The following is a 16,605-nucleotide window of genomic DNA, read 5'->3' as shown; positions in this document are numbered from 1 at the left end:
TTAAAACTGATCAAATTGGTCAAGACAATTTACGGAGAAGTACTAGGAACCGGAACCGGGGGTAACTTTATCGATTACCTCTAGGGTGCCATCCCCTTTCACCGTCCAGACATCGTAAGTACCTACCACATCACCATTTTCGTCGATGTCCACATTGCCGCTGGCTCCTTGGTAATTAATGTCCTTGCCTTCCCGCACCATGGCGATCGCCTCACAGGCATCGGTCACTTCTTCCCCTGGACCATTGGAGACATCCCGGATTTTGCTCTGGATCCCCGCTCCTGTATTAGATTTTGCAGCTTCTGCCGCCAACATCATCAAAACAGTGGCATCGTAGGTGTGGGGCACAAACGCAGTTACGTCCTTACCGCCAGTGGCATCTTTCCATTGGGCAGTGAAGGCTTCCAGGGATTTGCCATCGGCACCGGGTACCGTACCCAGGGCCCCAGATAAAAGGGAAACTCCATTGGCATCTTTGCCTACTTTTTCAACGAAATCGGGGGAATAAACGCCATCCGTTAATAGTAGGGTGACTCCATCCATTAAGCCCTGGCGGTAGGCCGATTGCACCAACACACTCCCCGTATCAGCATAAAGAATAGCCGCCACAGCGTCAGGACTATTGGCAAAGCCCTGGGCCGCTTCCGTATCCAACGTTGCCGCCTTGGGATCGTAGCGCACCGGGTTATCTTTATTGGTCACATTACCGCCATCGGCGGTGAAGGATTCCACAAATACTTTTTCAAACCCCACACCATAGTCATTGTTGATAACCACGGTGGCGGCGTCGGTAAAACCTTGTTTCTTGGCCAAGGCAGCTAGGGCCTGGGCTTGGTACGTATCGGGAGGAGCGGTACGGGCCCAAAAGCCTTTAAATTCGCCCTTCTTGGCCTGGTCAGTAAACACAGGACTAGTGCTGCCCGGGGAAATCATCATAATGTTGTTTCTCACTGCGATGGGCACCGCCGCACTGGAAACGCTGCTGGCAAAGGAACCTACCACGCCAGCTACCTGATCCGCTTCTGCCAATTTGGTCATGGCGGAAACCCCTGCGGTGGGATCGGTTTGATCATCTTCAATCACCACCGTTACGTCTTGGCCATTGACGCCGCCACAGGCATTGATGGTATCCACCGCCAATTGCACCGCTAAAGGCATATTTTGCCCGATGGAAGATAGATCCCCCGTAGCCGGCAGCAGGGCCCCTAGTTTTAGCGCTCCTCCTTCTCCCCCGGTGCTGGGTTGACTAGCTCCGTCCCCAGGGGTAGGTTCTGGTTCAGCACAGGCAAACATTAGTCCGGCGGTGGTGCCAGCAAGGGCTAGATTCAAGGCGATCGCCGTCAACCGACGACGGGACTGGGGCCAAAATAGACGCATCCTGAAAAAATCTCCCACAAGGTTATTCATGGGTTAAATATAGTTAGCCATGGTCCCTTCGGCAACCCAGTGTGGTGACTTCATCAATGCAGGGCCAGGGGGGGATAATCCATCAAAGTTATTTCCCATCCTTCCCCCCTGATTCGAGGTAAGTGGTAATTTATTTGCCCCCATTAAGCCCTTAGATTAGAGATAAACTCCAGGGATTACTTAGGTTGTTGGGCGGATAAAGAACGGATAAATTGAATGGCTTCCTGGGTAGGCACAATGCGGATTTGCTTGAGCATGGCATCGTCACTGGTTTGTAAGGTAGAAATAACATTCTCCATGGCAATCACGTCGATCACGATGCTGTCGGCCATGGCAGGTTGCTCTTGCTTAAACCGTTCCACCATTTGCTGAATTTGACTAGCCTCCAGGAAGAAAGGAATAATTTGCTCGTTTTCCTGTTGGATAGTAAGGTAACCTTGGTCTTCTCCCCCTCTGGCTACGAATAGGGGTACTCCCCCTTGGTATTCAGAATTGGGCATTTGCTGAGCTGCTTGCACCTGGGCCGGGATGGGCACATAGGCAAAACCCAGGGGGTCGGTCTGGTTCGCATTGGCCTGGGCAATTTTCACTACTTCCCCCAGGGAAACGGGTTGAACACTGACCTGGGAACCAACGTCGGGTTTTTGTTTTTTCAGTTCCTGTAAAAAGCCATTGGCTTCTTGTTGACTAATGAAAACACCGGTAACTTTTTCGTTGTCATTACCGACGGCCACTAAGGGGGCTCCCTGGGCATCCACAATGGTAAAAACCGGCACCCCTTGAAGAATTTTGACTACCTCTTCGGTGGGCAAGGCTAAGGCCTGGAGGGTGGTACCTAACCAGGTACCAATCGCGGTGGTACCAATCAGACCGAGGGTTGCGCCGATGCGGAGTAAGGATTTCATTGTTGCTGTCGCCTCAAAAAGTAATGACAATAAAAATATTGATTTAATCTTCACGAAAATCTTGTTTTTTAAATGTCTGCGGGCCAAGGAAAATGGCGATCGCCGAAAAGAAAAGGTTTGTAGCCAAGGCATGGTCAGCCCTCCCAAACCAGAGGCTATGACAGTCTGGCCATGGGGAAGTTCCCCTCGACCTTACGGTAGCATATCGATTTTTTGAGGCGCCCAGGGAGGGAACAGTGCTGTTTTTTGACTGTCCCCAGGGAAACAATTTCTCCGCCACAGCCAGTGGATATCGGAATATGAAAATATTTTTTCTTCCTCACCCCGGGGGGATTTAGTTACTGCCGCTGAACACCACTTCGGGGAATTTACCCTGGGCCTCGGCCATGGAGATTTGTTTATTTTGATTTTTCAAGTCCTGCCAGAAGTTGATCACCTCGGTGGCCTGATTGAGGACGTTAATGCGGTCCGCTTCGGCGATCCAATGTTTGGCTTCGAGTTCGTCTTTCAGTTGTTGCCAAGCATCGGCCCGGGGCCAGAAGAAGTAGGAAGTGAGGGGACTAGTGCCTTTGCCCACAATTTGATCCACGGCGATCGCCACGTTTTGATCGAGCCAGAGGACTTTAAGAATGAAACTGGTGTGTACGGTAGATGCTGCTTCGGCTGTAGTCACAAGCGAAATTCCCAAGAAATGTAATAATTTGCCGACTTCCCATCATACCCCATTAATCCCATTACCTAAGGGCAGACGTCACGATTATTAAATAAACTCATGGTTTTGGCAATGCCATGGTGCAGACTATGGGCGATCGCCTCCGTGGCCAGGTCTAAGCTTTTCTCGACGATGGGTAATTCCGACGGGCTAAATTTGCCTAGCACATGGGCGATGGTGTCTTTACTGCCGTCACTTTTGCCAATGCCTAACCGGAGGCGGGGAAAATCCTGGGTGCCCAAATGACTAATCAGGGATTTCATCCCGTTATGGCCCCCGGCGGAACCCGTTTGTCTCAGGCGTAATCGGCCCAGGGGTAAATCCATATCGTCATAGACCACCAGCACCGACTGGGGGTCGAGTTTGTACCAGTCCACCACCGCCCGCACAGCTTGGCCAGAGCGATTCATATAGGTACGGGGTTTGAGCAAACAGGTTTTTTGTCCGGCCATTAGCCCTTCGCCAAACCAGCCCTGGAAGCGCTTATGGTCATACCAAGAACACTGCCAGGTGATCGCCAACGCATCCACCACCGCAAAACCAATGTTGTGGCGAGTTTGATCATATTTCGGCTCAGGGTTACCCAAACCCACAATTAACTTGGGAATCATTCGGCAGTTTGCAATAAAGTTTCCAGATAGACCCGGGCACAGGCTTTGTAACTGGTGGACATGGGTTTGGTGCCGTAGCCTCCCTCATTTTGCAGCAGGAACAGGGACAGGGCAGCGGAAAACACCCGGTCTAGGTCCCAATGGGGATGTTTATCCAGATAGGTGGTCAAGGACTGGTGCAGGTCTTCGGGAATTTCAGCAAAAACACTAACGGAGGTATCCATGGTTCTTCTCTCTGTCAAAGGGCGGAGCTGCTTTGGGGAATAACTTGGCCGGCTGAAGATTACGGCCCCACACCCAAAGTTTTTCTGCTGTGTGCCCAATAGTTTTATCGAGGAATTCCCCTGGCTGTCAATGGCGGAAAATTTTGCCCCGGTGGGCATTTCTCATTTTTGCTAACGAAACTATAGGAATTTGAGCTATTTTTACTTAACTCAACTTAACAATAAAAGGGCTTTAACCAACTCTCTCTAATTTTTTCTGGGATTCCCCAGGCGGCGATCGCCAGAAAAATATTCCTACTATCCCTAGCGTCAAAACCCTAAAAAATTCCCCCACCCCTAGGGTGCCCACGGCCCAGTCAGGGTTAAGAAATAGCCTAAAAACCTTAACCTCCTGGGGATAAAATCCGCTAACTGGGGGAATCACTGGGGAAAGTCTGGGGAATGGCCTGGGGAGAAACTAGCCAAAAATAAGAATTACAAAATTTTGGGGTTATGTAACAATTTAGAGTTAATTTCCCAGTCTCCCAACGAGGGCAAAACCATGGCCGCTAAAATGAAAAAGGGCAGTTTAGTGCGGGTTATCCGCGCACAATTGGAAAACAGCCTTGAAGCCCAAGCCAGCGATCGCCGTTTACCCGACTACCTTTTCCATAGCAAAGGAGAAGTGTTGGATTTAAACGAAGAATATGCCCTAGTGCGATTTTATGTCCCTACCCCCAACGTCTGGCTGCGCTTAGACCAAATCGAAGCCCTGGCTTAGGTTGCTTTTCTCCACCATCAACACCCCGGAGGGTGCCATGAATATTTTGGAGTATGCTCCGATCGCCTGTCAGTCCTGGCAGGTTACCGTGGTCGGCGCTGGCAATGTGGGGCGGACCCTTGCCCAGAGGTTAGTGCAGCAAAATGTCGCCAACGTAGTTTTGTTGGACATTGTGCCAGGCTTACCCCAGGGCATTGCCTTGGATTTGATGGCCGCCCAGAGCGTGGAGGAATACGACAGCAAAATCATTGGCACCAATGAATACGAGGCCACCGCCGGCTCCGATGTGGTGGTAATTACCGCTGGTCTACCCCGCAGGCCCGGCATGAGTCGGGATGATTTGTTGGGCAAAAACGCCAACATTGTGGCCCAGGGGGCCCGGGAAGCATTGCGTTATTCCCCCAACGCCATTTTGATTGTGGTCACCAATCCCCTGGATGTAATGACCTATTTGGCCTGGAAAGTAACTGGTTTACCTTCCCAACGGGTTATGGGCATGGCGGGGGTGTTGGACTCGGCTCGGCTCAAGGCCTTCATTGCGATGAAATTAGGGGCCTGTCCTTCTGATATCAACACCTTAGTGCTGGGCGGGCACGGAGATTTGATGCTGCCCTTGCCACGATACTGCACCGTCAGCGGGGTTCCCATTACCGAATTAATACCCCCCCAAACCATTGAAGAGTTGGTGGAGCGTACCCGTAACGGTGGGGCTGAAATTGCCGCCTTACTACAAACGGGCACAGCCTATTATGCGCCGGCCTCTTCCGCTGCGGTGATGGTGGAGTCCATTTTACGCAATCAGTCTAGAATTCTCCCCGCCGCCACCTACCTTGATGGTGCCTATGGATTGAAGGACATTTTCCTTGGAGTGCCCTGCCGTTTGGGGTGTCGAGGAGTGGAAGATATTCTCGAAGTGCAATTAACCCCTGAAGAAAAAGCTGCCCTCCATCTTTCTGCAGAAGCAGTTCGCCTTAATATTGATGTGGCGTTGGCCATGGTTAGCGACGGTTAACACGATAACGGACAGTGCCAATACCGTTTTTTCACCGAGGTTAGGGCTTAATGGGGAGCATTCGTTTGATGCACGCAAAATTACATCGGGTCTGTGTGACGGAGGCCAATGTTAATTATGTGGGCAGTATCACCATTGACCCAGTAATGTTGGAGCGGGTGGGATTGTTGCCCCTAGAGGAGGTGGATATTATCAATCTCAGCAACGGTAATCGCTTTTCCACCTATGTCCTGCCCGGTCAAGCCCATTCCAAGGAAATTTGCCCCAACGGTGGAGCCGCCTTGCTTTGTCAACCAGGCGATCGCCTGATTATTTTTGCCTACGAACTGTGCGATCGCCGTGAGGTATTACAAAAGGGGCACCAAGCTAAGGTGCTAGTGACCAACGAAAGTAATGAAACGGTGGATTTTTATTTACAAGAACTGATACCCAAGGAAGATGGGGTGAAATTCATCAACAATATTTGTTCGGAAGCCATCCCCCATTGAATTTGTTAGATTTGCACTATTGGTCTAGAAGGAGCCAAGGAACTAATGCTTTGCCCGTTAGTCCCCCAAATAATTCCGGTGGGGATCGGGGCGTTGACGATAATAGCGGTAGCGGCGATAATCCCGCAAAATTTGTCCATGATCAAAGCAAACTGGGTCGGGAAATTCCCACAAATCAAAAAAGCCAACGGTTTTAGCATCGTCCGCCGCTTGGGGTTTGCCGGTGGCCGCCGCCAGGAATACCACACTGAGGGTGTGTTGCCGGGGATCCCGGCGGGGATCTGAGTAGGCATAAAACATTTCGATAAGCTGGACGTCCAGGGAAATTTCTTCCTTGGCTTCCCGCAGGGCTGCCGCTTCTAGGGTTTCGCCGTAGTCCACAAAGCCTCCGGGCAGGGCCCAGCCGTGGGGCGGATTTTGCCGCTCAATTAATAAAATAGGTCGGCGGGGTTGATCAATCATTTCGATGATCAAATCCACCGTGGGAACTGGGTTACGAAAATTCACGACTATGCCTGTATTCTTTTCAATGGCCTTCAATTATTGTCGCAAAAACCTAGGGCTTACCCTCAACACCACTGGTAACCGGCAATGCACAACCATCGGTGGCACACATTCCCTTTTCCCGCTGGGCAAGGATTTCCGCTAGGCTTGACCGCCCAGTCCAGCTCAAACGGAGATCGGCCCAAAAGTCGTAAATTCTATCCACCAAGGGTCCGATAATGGGCCAACGGGTGGGAGCATATAGCCAGCCGATACCGAGAATTTCGTAAACTTCTCGGAAAACGGCCACATTTTTTACCACACTGCCGTCAGCCTTCACCCCATGGATACGGGCCATGGCATCCTCAAAACTGACACCGCCATGGTCTAGGGGATTGTAGTCCGGCTGAGCAATGTCCACAAAGTTAACTAAGCCCCGGCCCTGGTCTTTACTACGGAGAAAATTAACTTCCCTCAGACAAAGGGGACATTCACCGTCGTATAAAAGTTCGATTTGCCAACTTTTCACCGTATTTACTCCCCTAGGGTCAAAATTTCCACTCCATCTTCAGTGACGGCAATGGTGTGCTCAAACTGGGCGGAGAGCTTACCGTCCTTGGTGATGGCAGTCCAACCATCATCTAGTAATACCGCTTCCCAGGTGCCTTCATTGATCATGGGCTCAATGGTAAACACCATCCCTGGGCGTAATCTTTTGCCTTTGCCTGCTTTGCCATAATGGGGAATTTGGGGAGCGGTATGGAAAATTTTGCTAATGCCGTGGCCAACAAAATCACGAACAACGGAAAATCCCTGGGCTTCAGCGTGGCTTTGAATGGCGGCCCCAATATCACCAATTTTACCGCCGGGTTTAACTGCTTCAATGCCTAGGCGTAGACATTCTTCGGTGACTTTGACCAGTTTTTCTGCCACTGGGCTGGGAGTACCGACAAAAAAGGTGCGGGAACAGTCGCCATGGTAGCCGTCCACAATGGGGGTAACGTCAACGTTGATGATGTCTCCTGCCTGCAATACCCGTTTGCGGTGGGGAATGCCATGGCAGATAACTTCATTGATGCTGGTGCAAATAGACTTGGGGAAACCGTTATAACCAAGGGGGGCGCTGATGGCTCCGTGGGCTTTCGTCCATTTTTCCGCTTCGTCATTCAGCTCTAGGGTAGTTATGCCCGGTTGCACCATTGGCGCTAGGTGATCAAGTAGGGCCGCCGCTAGTTGGCCCGCCTGCCGCATTTTTTCTATTTCTCGGCGGGAAAGGAGGGTAATAGTGTCGCCCATTGATAATGCTTACTCTTACTGTGAAAAATCAAAAGATATGGCTGGTTTCACTTTCAGTTTAACCAAAACCTCTACTGAGTTCACTGTCCCATGGCGGGGATGTGATGTTCAAGGGGTAAGTAGGGAGACTGACAACTATGCACCGTCAAAGGCAACTCTAATTGGGGTAATAGTGGTCCAGTACTTCTAATAGTTGGTCAATGTGCCCTGGGGAGTGGGTGGCCATGACCGAAAAACGTATTCGACTGTGGGGAACCGTGGGGGGACGAATGGCCGGGGCAAAAATGCCCTGTTCTCGTAAATGCTTGGCCATTTCCAGAGCCATGGCTGGATTGGCGGCCCCTACCCAGAGGATGGGGGAATTAATTGGCGATCGCCGAAAGTTTAATTTTGTCAGACTTTCCAACCCTGTGGCTAGGTAATCAACGTTGAGCTGGAGTTGGACAATGCGTTCTGGTTCCCGTTGGATCAGTTGGATGGCCGCCAGGGCAGCGGCGGTGTCAGCCGGTGAAAGGCCGGTGGTATAAATCCAAGTGGCAGCTCGATTGCGCAGAAAATCTATCAAAGATGCACTACCAGCCACATAACCCCCCAGGCTCCCCAGAGCTTTACTGAGGGTTCCCACCTGAATCCAATCTCCCACCGGTAACTGAAAGTGTTCTCGACAGCCCGTGCCCATTTTTCCCATAGTGCCAGTGCCATGGGCATCGTCCACTAGCAACATGCTTTGAAATTCTTCGGCGATCGCCACTAACTGGGGCAAGGGACATAAATCGCCATCCATACTGAACACCCCATCACTGAGAATCAAACAACGACGGTGATTGTCTCGATGTTTCATTAATAGATCGGTCAAAACCTCTGGGCACCCATGGTCATAGTTAATTACCTTGGCTCCACTCAACTGGGCTCCACGCTTCAGACTGGAATGGTTATATTCGTCCGCTAAAATCAAATCCCGTTTACCCACCAACGCCGTGATGGTGCCCAAATTAGCCAAATAGCCAGAACTGAACACCAAAGCGGCTTCCGTCCCCTTCCAGCGGGCAATGGCCTGTTCCAAGTCTTGATGGAGCTGACGGTGGCCACTCAGCAACCGGGAACCTGTACTGCCGGTTCCCCATTCGGCGATCGCCTTAATGGCCGCTGTTTTTAGGTGGGGATGGCTAGCTAAGCCAAGATAATCATTGCTAGCAAAATTAACTAGCCGTTGCCCCTCCAACTTAATTTCTGGCCCTGGCCCTTGGGTAATTATCTGGGGATGGCGATGCCAATGGGCCCGCTGAATAGTTTCTAGAGCATCGTCTAGCCAAGTGTAGGCAGTGGAACCAGTAGCCATAAACTTTAGATTGAATAAAACAAACCCCCCAACCATTATCCGGCGGGGGGAATTTTTTTCTTTTTTTTTAATGGCGGGAGGCGGATTTGAACCACCGACCTTCGGGTTATGCTTACCAACTACAGTTTTCACTGCCTGACTCTGTCAGTTTGTGGTCTGGACTTTCTCTTCACCCTCAGCTTTTCTGTTAGGGTGTCTCCCATTAAGTCTCTACACCTTCCCAGAAACACCAAGCATTCCTAGGTTTGGCTCGGGATTACCATTTGAAAGGCTTCCCCGAATTTGAGAGATAATCACGCAGAAGTTTCCTTTTGCGCAGCCCCTTTTTGCAAGATGAGATGCCAAGCCTCTCGGTAACCGAATGACCTTGGTTTTCTCTGACGCTTATCAGTTTCGACCAGGTGAATTTCACTGCCGTAACTGATAAAGACATCAACCGGGAAGACGTAAAACAGCTCAAGTTCTTCGACGTAGGCAACAGCAAAATCAAAGTCATTCCCACGATAAGGAGATCTAACAATGTTTCTTCTGTTTGTCCTTGTTCTGCGATTGTCAACAACATAGTTGCCAGTCTTTTCGCTGAACCAGGAGCTTTTAACCTGCACCTTCAGAAGGATCCCTTCGACATCAAAGACCAAATCGTAAGAAAGACGGTCTCCCAATGGCTTCAGAACCCCCCAACCAAGCTTCAATGCACGAAGAATGGCGGCTTGCTCTGCAATGTCACCCTTAAGCTTAGTGCTCATGGTTTACATCTTGCGACCTGAGCCCGACGAGCTACCAGACTGCTCTATCCCGCGTCGCTTCGAATATCATAACTGATCGGGGGAATTTTTGCCAAACTTTATTTTTAGGGCAGATTCATCCCATAGTCTATGCACTGAAGAGTAAGAATTTTAGGGATTTTCGAAGTATACGGGCGGTACTTTACTGCAATGGTCACAACTAGATGACATGACGCGATCAAATACGGGGAGAGTCGCAAAATTCGGCGGCAAAGTGGATTGTGGTTTTGGCTTAAGAGCAATTTTTTGTCCCGAGCTGGTCTTGATATAGTCTTTACGGACTAATTTTCTGTTTTCCTGCACTAGCAAAATTAGAATGTGTTTGAAAAGTTTTGCTCAATCCCTTGCTGAGCAAACATTTGAGTATGTTTTGATAATAAACGCTGAAAACCCTATTTAGTAGGGCTTAGAGCCTAATTTTCAAACAAGCTGTCACTCAACTACCCCTCTTTCCTGAATCTCGGAAAGAATATTTTTCAGTACTACACAAAAAGTCTTACTGTGGAGGCATTTCAAGATTTTCAAGACTCGATAACCATGGGCGCTAGTATTTTATGAAGTACACAATCTAAATACATTGTTGTTAATGGGCTTTGAGGGTTTGCAAAAAATCAACTTGCCCAGTCTGACAAAAGAGAAGTAAAAAAAATAAGAAACTTTTTATGCATTGCTAGATTGAAAAACGCTACAAACGTAGAAAGATGTTTCTTTATTCGCTTAATCCTCTTTATTCTATTTTTTTGTTACTTTAACCGCCTCCAGCAAACCTGCTAACAAGCTAATGTCAATTACTCTTGAGGCTGAAAATAAATACGTGGAACAGAACCGCAATAATCACAATCTGGTGGTGGCATCAAATGTTCAAAAATAACAGTGGTGGGTAAATCTAGAGTTGGTTGATCGTTTGTCTTAGGCTTTAGATAAATTATTTCTCCAGCCGTGGTCTGGAACTTCTCTTTCCTGACTAATTGCCCTTGCTCTTCCACTAGTAAAACAACATCTTGGGGTTCAACTATTCTTTCTGGTTCCCAGGGGAAGTAAAAAAATAAGCCGTCATTTTTACCGGATAAAACAAACTTCCGATTGCTAATTACTTTATCCTTCCACTGTTCAGGCTCAACTACATCTGAATTAAGACGGTAAGTCCTTGGAGAAAATTGCCAATCATCGGGAAAGTCATATATTGATTCCAACACAACTGGTAAGCTCCAGTCAAAGGGATTAATTTGCTTACCCCAGACCAGACTGGGTGCTTGCACAAGGATTATTGTTCCCTCCTTGATGTCAGGAACTAAGGTAAAAACATCATGCCAAAAAGCCTGTTGATATTGCCAACTCATTTTATAATATTGCTGAACGCTGATCGAGAAGGTTAACAAAAAACTGAGGTAGACAGACAATAATAAAATTAATAATGTATGCCAAAATTTATGCACGCGGGTAATATAAAAAGCAATACCCCAAATACAAGCAAGAATCAAAGTAATGCCCAAAGCTGCAGAAAAATGAACTCGGGAAGCCCGACCATTGATATCGTGAACAGATAAAAGTAATGCAGATGAATAACCTAGAATAGTCATCAGTAATCCTGTCCCTGACAACTTCCAAAATTCTTGAAATGTATTTAAATCTGCTGGGATATCATTTTGTAAAAACTGTTTATTGAATAAATACCTTAGAACGATAAAAAATAATATTAATCCAATACAAAAAATAATAATATTCTCTACCCTTGGGGATGAAATTACTTCGATGGGACGTTTGAAAAACGAATAAAAAGCTATTAAGGGACCCCAGAAAACTTGATATACAACTTTTTGGATAAGCTGAAGTCCCGTTATCCCACTTATCCTAGATTCCCCAGCTAATTTTCTGAGAAATAAATAGATGGCAAGAATTATTGTTAAGGTTAGAAAATGATAGAGTTTTTCCTTTTTTGTACTTTTGGGGTGATTAAGCAGGGGGGCAGTCAAAAAAATCAAGAATAAGCTTTCGTAATCTAGCAGAGATAGAGTTGCAAAAACATAGCTGATTGGCTTCCTAAAATAGTTTAATTTATGTTTTTCAGAAGAAGAAACGTAAACGTGAAAGGCAATGAGAAGAAACAACAGAGCGGTTTGGATACCGATTAAATGTTGTAAAAGACCAAATGTTGTATCGGCAGGATATAGGACAAAAAGTAAACTAGCAATGATTGCCACATTTTTATTTTTTGTAATTTTTTTTAATAAAGAATACCAAAGACAAGCATTTAAACTTAAAATCGTAAATCCAATTAAATATAGGGCCCTAATTCCTCCGAGTTTTGCCCCGATAAAGGGGATAAAGGTAAGAAAAGTCATATGGAGTGGACGACCCTGCCAAAAACTACCAAAGGAAGCCCTAAGCCTAATCCAGTTTTGAGCTAAATTATTTGAGATAGCTGTACCACTAAATGCCCAATCATCTTCGTAAAGTCCAAAATCATTAATGAAAAGAAAACGAGAAAAAAATACAAGGGAAATAATAAAAAGATAAGGAAAAATAAACTGAATATTGAAGTGCTTGAAATAATTGGTAGTCCTGTTTTCGGAAAAGTTAATCATACAAATTGATCGTAATATATATAATTGTTAATTTATTTTTTGCAGTAAAGAGTACTGGGGGCAAGACTAATATCAAACCGTTTCATTTGATATTCTTTTGGAGAAAACCAATCTATATTACTTTTGGCAAAATCATCATCTAAGCCATCAAATATCACTATTGTCTTAATATCACCTTTATCATGAATATCCAATAATGTTCCGTTATAGCTAGGCAAGATTGCCTTGGGGTCTAAAAAGTTCCACACAGCTTCAGTATCAGCCAATTTATCAGAGTAAAATAAACTTCCTTCTAATCCATAAGTAACAATAAACAATTGTTCTCGATGCTTTACACTTCGTAGAACTTTTTGTAGAGCGTCTGATACTTCATAACGAACTTTAGGATTAAGAACCACTAAAATTGGATCTGGTTTCTCTGAGCATATTTCAATTTGGTCTATCAGCTCATTCATATATTGTTTTTCTTGAGATTGTTGGGAATAAATATCCCAAGCTAATGGTGATTGATTAAAGACAAGTGTAAATAATAAACAAGAGACTAGCAAAACACCAAGCCACCTACAACTATCACCAATGAGCGACAAAATCTTAGACAATAAAAGGGTGGAAACAAGAATAAAAGGAAATAGATAAAAAGCAGCTATGATCCCTGATTTTGTATAAATTAAAGTTTGGGGAATTAGAGAAATGAAGAGCAGAATAATAAAAGGAATTATTTTTTTTAATGTAACTAATAATGAATGATGAGTTAGGCGAGTTGTAACAAAAAGAATTACAATGCTTATTATGATAGGCAGAAAATAGCTTTGTAGTAATAGATCTTTTGATGTTCTAAGAATAGCAAATAAATCTAATGTTTCATTATCAACGCCAGCGTACCCCATACCGCTAGTTCCCAAGAAAAAAACTATATAGGTAAGCTCTAAAAACATTACTGCTAATAACACTCCTACAAAAATCCTATTGGTATCAATTGATTTCCACAGGGAAGTTTTTTGAAAATCGCTATAAAGCCAAACCTTAAGAGAAATTAAAGTCGGTATAAAGATAATGTAAGACTCTTTACACAAGGACATTATTATAATTAAAATAATAGCAATTACGGAGTTGATTTTTGAATATTTACTATGATTACAGCTTAAACCAATAAATAATAAGGCGGCCGACAAAAAAAACATACCTTGAGCATCGGGTATCATTGGCCTAACCCAAATTTCTGATTGCTTTCCTAGCAAGGTAGATATCGGAAAAAATAAAGAAACCGGGATTGAAAAAAATAAGATTCGTCCAAAAGCAAACAGAAAAAAAGATGTAAAAGCTCCCAGCAAAGTAATATATGAAAACCACAAAAATGAGTTAACTCCCAGGAGTTGGGTGATGGTCACCACTTGCAGCTGAAAATAAGGACGAAATCGCTGGATACTTCTGTCATGATTAATCCATATTTTTGCTGTTTCCCAAAAGCCGTGATTATCGAGATCTTGTTTCATCACAGGAATCTGATGATCGTCAATGAAATAACGAAAGCCAGAGTTCAATAAATCACTATAGGATGCAGTTATAAAAAATATGCCAATAAATAATAATAGGGCTAAGATACTGACAAAAAACTCATTGTTTGTATTGGTGATTTTTGGCAACTTATTCATGAGTTAAAATATATTAAACTCTTGATTCGATAGCAATTTTTTCGAAAAATAAAAACCCAACTAATTACGCTAGCTTGACTTTAAGGTAAAAAATCAGGATCGGAATCTAAACCATAGTAGTCTCTATCTGTAAAACGATGAACTATGCCAAAGGAAGTCGATTCATCCAGTGTGGTGGTTTTGGTCAGTATAAAATCGTCAATTTCCCTTTGATGAAGCTCCGCGGCTAAAGCCTGTCGAATAAAATTTCTGTAGTTAAAGGCAAATAGTGGTCGGGCTAAATAAGCTTTGTTCCAACCACATAAAAACATGGATAACTTATGTTTATTAGCCGACAAAAAAGAAAAGGCCGCCTCCGTTAATTGAGGATACATAGGATTAAAAAAATCATCTAAAACTATGATGCCGTCATCTGACAATAGTTGTTCGCACAATTCAAGATCATTAATCACAGCCCTGCCCGTATGTTCACCATCAATATGAAGCCAACGGCAACTAGAACGCAAATCACCAAGGGAGTGGAGTGTTACTTGATAAGACGGTTGCTGAATATAATTCCCTCTGGTGCCCAAAATGGGAGCAAGGTTGGCTTCTGCGTCCTCAATATAGCGCGTGCAATCGATTAGAACAAATTTTTCTGTTTCTTTAAGGTGAAGGGAGGACATCAAAGCTGACAGACCTTTGTAAACTCCAATTTCCAGCATATTGCCATGGATACCATGGGTATTTTGAAAACTTAGCAAAGCATCCCAGAGAGCCGCACTTTGTTCCAAGAAAAAACCGGCAATTCCCCCCTGCAATTGCTTAAATTCACCTAGCTTAGAGAGATACAAGTAGTTGTCTTGAAGTGATAGCATGGGGGATGATGTGGAACTCCAGGTGAACTTTGTTGATTATGACTACTGACGAATTTTTTTGCTCCATTTAGTATTTAGGGACAAGCTACGCCGCAAAATAGGTGGCGGGCATAACTGAATTGCACCATTTTAAAGCCTGGCTAAAGATTTCGTAATCCTGAAAGAAGAAAACATTGCCCCAAGAATTTTCTAAGGAATAGTCCGAGTTGCAGTAATAACTGACCTCGTGCTGCCCCCAGATGCGATAGATGATTATATGCCAGCGGTAATCCCTTTGTCGCATAGCTGGCACCATATCCACTAGATGGTTCATGGCCCCGGTTTGCCCAAAGGGGAAAGTGGGATCCCAAAATTCGGCCAATACCACTGGGTAACGAAAATTTCCCATGCCCTTAATAACTTCTAGGTCAAATCCTTCTGTATCAATTTTGACTAAGCCAATATCATCAGGCAGAGTTCCCGCTTCATGCAAACTAGCGATGGTTTTGACTTCCACTGTAATACTGTCATGGAAGACTAAGCCTTCAGTGAGGGAATGGCGAGTCAAACTGCTATAAAAAGTGGCATCATCAAAGATTTTGTCTTCCGTTTGATCCACCACTAGGTGTAAATTCCTAGTCTCATTGGCGGATCCTAGGGCGTAGCCAAGAGCATGGAAATTGCTATTTTGTCCCAATCTTTCCTGCAATTTGGCTAATACTGGCGGGAAAGGTTCAAAGGCATAAACTTCGTAGCCAGTCTGTAACAATCTGGCGGAGACATCGCCCCGGTTGGCGCCCACATCGATCGTCCGTCGGTGGGGAAGATAAGAGTAGAGATAAACCATCAACTCAATGTCGATCGCCTGGAAATAGCTGGGATCGGTGACTACTTTGAATTTTTGATCATGGACATCAGCGGCAATCTGAGCTAGGGTTTCTCGTAAGAAAACGTCTTGCTGTTGGCTGTTTTCCTGTAAATCCAAGAACTTATCAATTAAAATTTCTTGGTAGTGCTGCAGATTACCCAAAACAGCCTGGAACTCTTGGTGGAGCAGTTGATACCTTTGCTGGGATTCGCTCCTGATATTTTGAAACTCTTGATGAATATAACCGTTACTCCTCTCTGATTCTTCCCTAATTCTTTGAAATTCTTGATGGATAGCATTAATCATCTGTTCGACAATAATTTGTCTTTGCTGTCCACTTTCAACTAAATATTTAATGGTTCTAGCTGTATCGAGGGCAGACTTAATTAGAAATATTTGATTTTCCAAAATCTGATTAATATTTCTATTTTTTTGCTCTAATTCTAATCTAATTTCTTCCAGGTTTTGATCGGTGGTTATTTTAATTTGGTCAACACTTGCCTGGAGGTCATCTAATTTCTGTAGAAAAAGATCTTTCAATACCTTGATTCTCTGAACGATACGATTATTTTTTAATAATTGTTTAATCATTATGATTAGGCTTGGAATAGAAAGGAATTAGATTGAAGAGCTAGAAAAAAT

Annotated in this window: 17 protein-coding genes; 3 read left to right on the top strand and 14 right to left on the bottom strand. The window is 45.0% G+C overall.

Translation table 11 applies throughout. The annotated features are described in order from the left end of the window. Window positions 1–42: 42 nt before the first annotated feature. The 5 genes from C7I86_RS13175 to C7I86_RS13155 all read right to left on the bottom strand — a co-directional run bounded on the left by C7I86_RS13175 (window position 43) and on the right by C7I86_RS13155 (window position 3,859). Window positions 43–1,407 (bottom strand): ABC transporter substrate-binding protein, encoded by a 1,365-nt coding sequence (locus C7I86_RS13175; RefSeq protein WP_010873703.1) that lies wholly within the window; start codon window positions 1,405–1,407, stop codon window positions 43–45. Window positions 1,408–1,583: 176 nt separating this feature from the next. Further along, on the bottom strand, window positions 1,584–2,444 hold the full coding sequence (locus C7I86_RS13170) for a Tic22 family chloroplast protein importer (protein ID WP_010873702.1): 861 nt from the start codon (window positions 2,442–2,444) through the stop codon (window positions 1,584–1,586). A 202-nt stretch (window positions 2,445–2,646) separates the two neighbouring features. Continuing rightward, window positions 2,647–2,985 (bottom strand): 30S ribosomal protein PSRP-3, encoded by a 339-nt coding sequence (locus C7I86_RS13165; RefSeq protein ID WP_010873701.1) that lies wholly within the window; start codon window positions 2,983–2,985, stop codon window positions 2,647–2,649. A 65-nt stretch (window positions 2,986–3,050) separates the two neighbouring features. Next, entirely contained in the window at window positions 3,051–3,635 is a 585-nt protein-coding gene (pth, locus tag C7I86_RS13160) for an aminoacyl-tRNA hydrolase (RefSeq protein ID WP_010873700.1), read from the bottom strand. Further along, the gene (locus C7I86_RS13155) at window positions 3,632–3,859 is read right to left on the bottom strand and encodes a DUF2811 domain-containing protein (protein WP_020862075.1); all 228 of its coding nucleotides are present in this window, start codon (window positions 3,857–3,859) and stop codon (window positions 3,632–3,634) included. Before C7I86_RS13155 ends, pth begins: the two co-directional genes overlap by 4 nt. 541 nt (window positions 3,860–4,400) lie before the next feature. On the opposite strand from C7I86_RS13155, the gene C7I86_RS13150 reads away from it, so the two are divergent. Genes C7I86_RS13150 through panD form a run of 3 tightly spaced genes read left to right on the top strand, consistent with a single transcriptional unit; the run spans window position 4,401 to window position 6,119 of the window. After that, window positions 4,401–4,619, top strand: a complete 219-nt coding sequence (locus tag C7I86_RS13150; protein ID WP_010873698.1) for an NAD(P)H-quinone oxidoreductase subunit O — start codon at window positions 4,401–4,403, stop codon at window positions 4,617–4,619. A 37-nt stretch (window positions 4,620–4,656) separates the two neighbouring features. After that, the gene (mdh, locus tag C7I86_RS13145) at window positions 4,657–5,631 is read left to right on the top strand and encodes a malate dehydrogenase (protein WP_010873697.1); all 975 of its coding nucleotides are present in this window, start codon (window positions 4,657–4,659) and stop codon (window positions 5,629–5,631) included. Window positions 5,632–5,681: 50 nt separating this feature from the next. Then, the gene (panD, locus tag C7I86_RS13140) at window positions 5,682–6,119 is read left to right on the top strand and encodes an aspartate 1-decarboxylase (protein WP_010873696.1); all 438 of its coding nucleotides are present in this window, start codon (window positions 5,682–5,684) and stop codon (window positions 6,117–6,119) included. Window positions 6,120–6,176: 57 nt separating this feature from the next. Here panD and C7I86_RS13135 read toward each other — a convergent pair whose 3' ends face one another. The 9 genes from C7I86_RS13135 to C7I86_RS13095 form a co-directional block, all read right to left on the bottom strand. Further along, a complete protein-coding gene (locus C7I86_RS13135) occupies window positions 6,177–6,626 on the bottom strand; it encodes an NUDIX hydrolase (RefSeq protein WP_010873695.1) in 450 nt (149 codons plus the stop codon). 49 nt (window positions 6,627–6,675) lie between these two features. Further along, window positions 6,676–7,131 carry a thiol-disulfide oxidoreductase DCC family protein gene (locus tag C7I86_RS13130; RefSeq protein WP_010873694.1) on the bottom strand — a complete coding sequence of 152 codons (456 nt, stop codon included), beginning with the start codon at window positions 7,129–7,131 and terminating at the stop codon, window positions 6,676–6,678. A 5-nt stretch (window positions 7,132–7,136) separates the two neighbouring features. Further along, window positions 7,137–7,898 carry a type I methionyl aminopeptidase gene (gene map / locus C7I86_RS13125; protein ID WP_010873693.1) on the bottom strand — a complete coding sequence of 254 codons (762 nt, stop codon included), beginning with the start codon at window positions 7,896–7,898 and terminating at the stop codon, window positions 7,137–7,139. Between the two features lie 157 nt (window positions 7,899–8,055). Beyond that, window positions 8,056–9,237 carry an 8-amino-7-oxononanoate synthase gene (gene bioF, locus C7I86_RS13120; protein WP_010873692.1) on the bottom strand — a complete coding sequence of 394 codons (1,182 nt, stop codon included), beginning with the start codon at window positions 9,235–9,237 and terminating at the stop codon, window positions 8,056–8,058. A 293-nt stretch (window positions 9,238–9,530) separates the two neighbouring features. Then, the gene (locus tag C7I86_RS13115; protein WP_010873691.1) at window positions 9,531–9,983 is read right to left on the bottom strand and encodes a group I intron-associated PD-(D/E)XK endonuclease; all 453 of its coding nucleotides are present in this window, start codon (window positions 9,981–9,983) and stop codon (window positions 9,531–9,533) included. Between the two features lie 827 nt (window positions 9,984–10,810). Then, on the bottom strand, window positions 10,811–12,607 hold the full coding sequence (locus tag C7I86_RS13110) for a hypothetical protein (protein WP_010873690.1): 1,797 nt from the start codon (window positions 12,605–12,607) through the stop codon (window positions 10,811–10,813). Window positions 12,608–12,639: 32 nt separating this feature from the next. Continuing rightward, window positions 12,640–14,259, bottom strand: a complete 1,620-nt coding sequence (locus tag C7I86_RS13105) for a hypothetical protein (protein WP_010873689.1) — start codon at window positions 14,257–14,259, stop codon at window positions 12,640–12,642. An 80-nt stretch (window positions 14,260–14,339) separates the two neighbouring features. After that, window positions 14,340–15,116, bottom strand: a complete 777-nt coding sequence (locus C7I86_RS13100; protein WP_010873688.1) for a class I SAM-dependent methyltransferase — start codon at window positions 15,114–15,116, stop codon at window positions 14,340–14,342. A gap of 85 nt (window positions 15,117–15,201) precedes the next feature. Then, on the bottom strand, window positions 15,202–16,554 hold the full coding sequence (locus tag C7I86_RS13095; protein WP_010873687.1) for an FkbM family methyltransferase: 1,353 nt from the start codon (window positions 16,552–16,554) through the stop codon (window positions 15,202–15,204). Between the last annotated feature and the right edge of the window lie 51 nt (window positions 16,555–16,605).

Origin of the sequence: Synechocystis sp. IPPAS B-1465 (assembly GCF_003015225.1) — a bacterium.
Lineage (GTDB): Bacteria > Cyanobacteriota > Cyanobacteriia > Cyanobacteriales > Microcystaceae > Synechocystis.
Note: the sequence above shows the minus strand (reverse complement) of the source record. Positions and strands in the feature narration are given on the sequence as shown.

Bases quoted from the DNA above. Each gene is read 5' to 3' on its own strand.
- map (WP_010873693.1), bottom strand. From the start codon at position 7,898: ATGGGCGACACTATTACCCTCCTTTCCCGCCGAGAAATAGAAAAAATG.
- C7I86_RS13110 (WP_010873690.1), bottom strand. From the start codon at position 12,607: ATGATTAACTTTTCCGAAAACAGGACTACCAATTATTTCAAGCACTTC.
- C7I86_RS13100 (WP_010873688.1), bottom strand. From the start codon at position 15,116: ATGCTATCACTTCAAGACAACTACTTGTATCTCTCTAAGCTAGGTGAA.
- C7I86_RS13170 (WP_010873702.1), bottom strand. From the start codon at position 2,444: ATGCCTTGGCTACAAACCTTTTCTTTTCGGCGATCGCCATTTTCCTTG.
- C7I86_RS13105 (WP_010873689.1), bottom strand. From the start codon at position 14,259: ATGAATAAGTTGCCAAAAATCACCAATACAAACAATGAGTTTTTTGTC.
- panD (WP_010873696.1), top strand. From the start codon at position 5,682: ATGGGGAGCATTCGTTTGATGCACGCAAAATTACATCGGGTCTGTGTG.
- bioF (WP_010873692.1), bottom strand. From the start codon at position 9,237: ATGGCTACTGGTTCCACTGCCTACACTTGGCTAGACGATGCTCTAGAA.
- C7I86_RS13095 (WP_010873687.1), bottom strand. From the start codon at position 16,554: ATGATTAAACAATTATTAAAAAATAATCGTATCGTTCAGAGAATCAAG.
- mdh (WP_010873697.1), top strand. From the start codon at position 4,657: ATGAATATTTTGGAGTATGCTCCGATCGCCTGTCAGTCCTGGCAGGTT.
- C7I86_RS13155 (WP_020862075.1), bottom strand. From the start codon at position 3,859: ATGGATACCTCCGTTAGTGTTTTTGCTGAAATTCCCGAAGACCTGCAC.
- C7I86_RS13175 (WP_010873703.1), bottom strand. From the start codon at position 1,407: ATGAATAACCTTGTGGGAGATTTTTTCAGGATGCGTCTATTTTGGCCC.
- pth (WP_010873700.1), bottom strand. From the start codon at position 3,635: ATGATTCCCAAGTTAATTGTGGGTTTGGGTAACCCTGAGCCGAAATAT.
- C7I86_RS13115 (WP_010873691.1), bottom strand. From the start codon at position 9,983: ATGAGCACTAAGCTTAAGGGTGACATTGCAGAGCAAGCCGCCATTCTT.
- C7I86_RS13150 (WP_010873698.1), top strand. From the start codon at position 4,401: ATGGCCGCTAAAATGAAAAAGGGCAGTTTAGTGCGGGTTATCCGCGCA.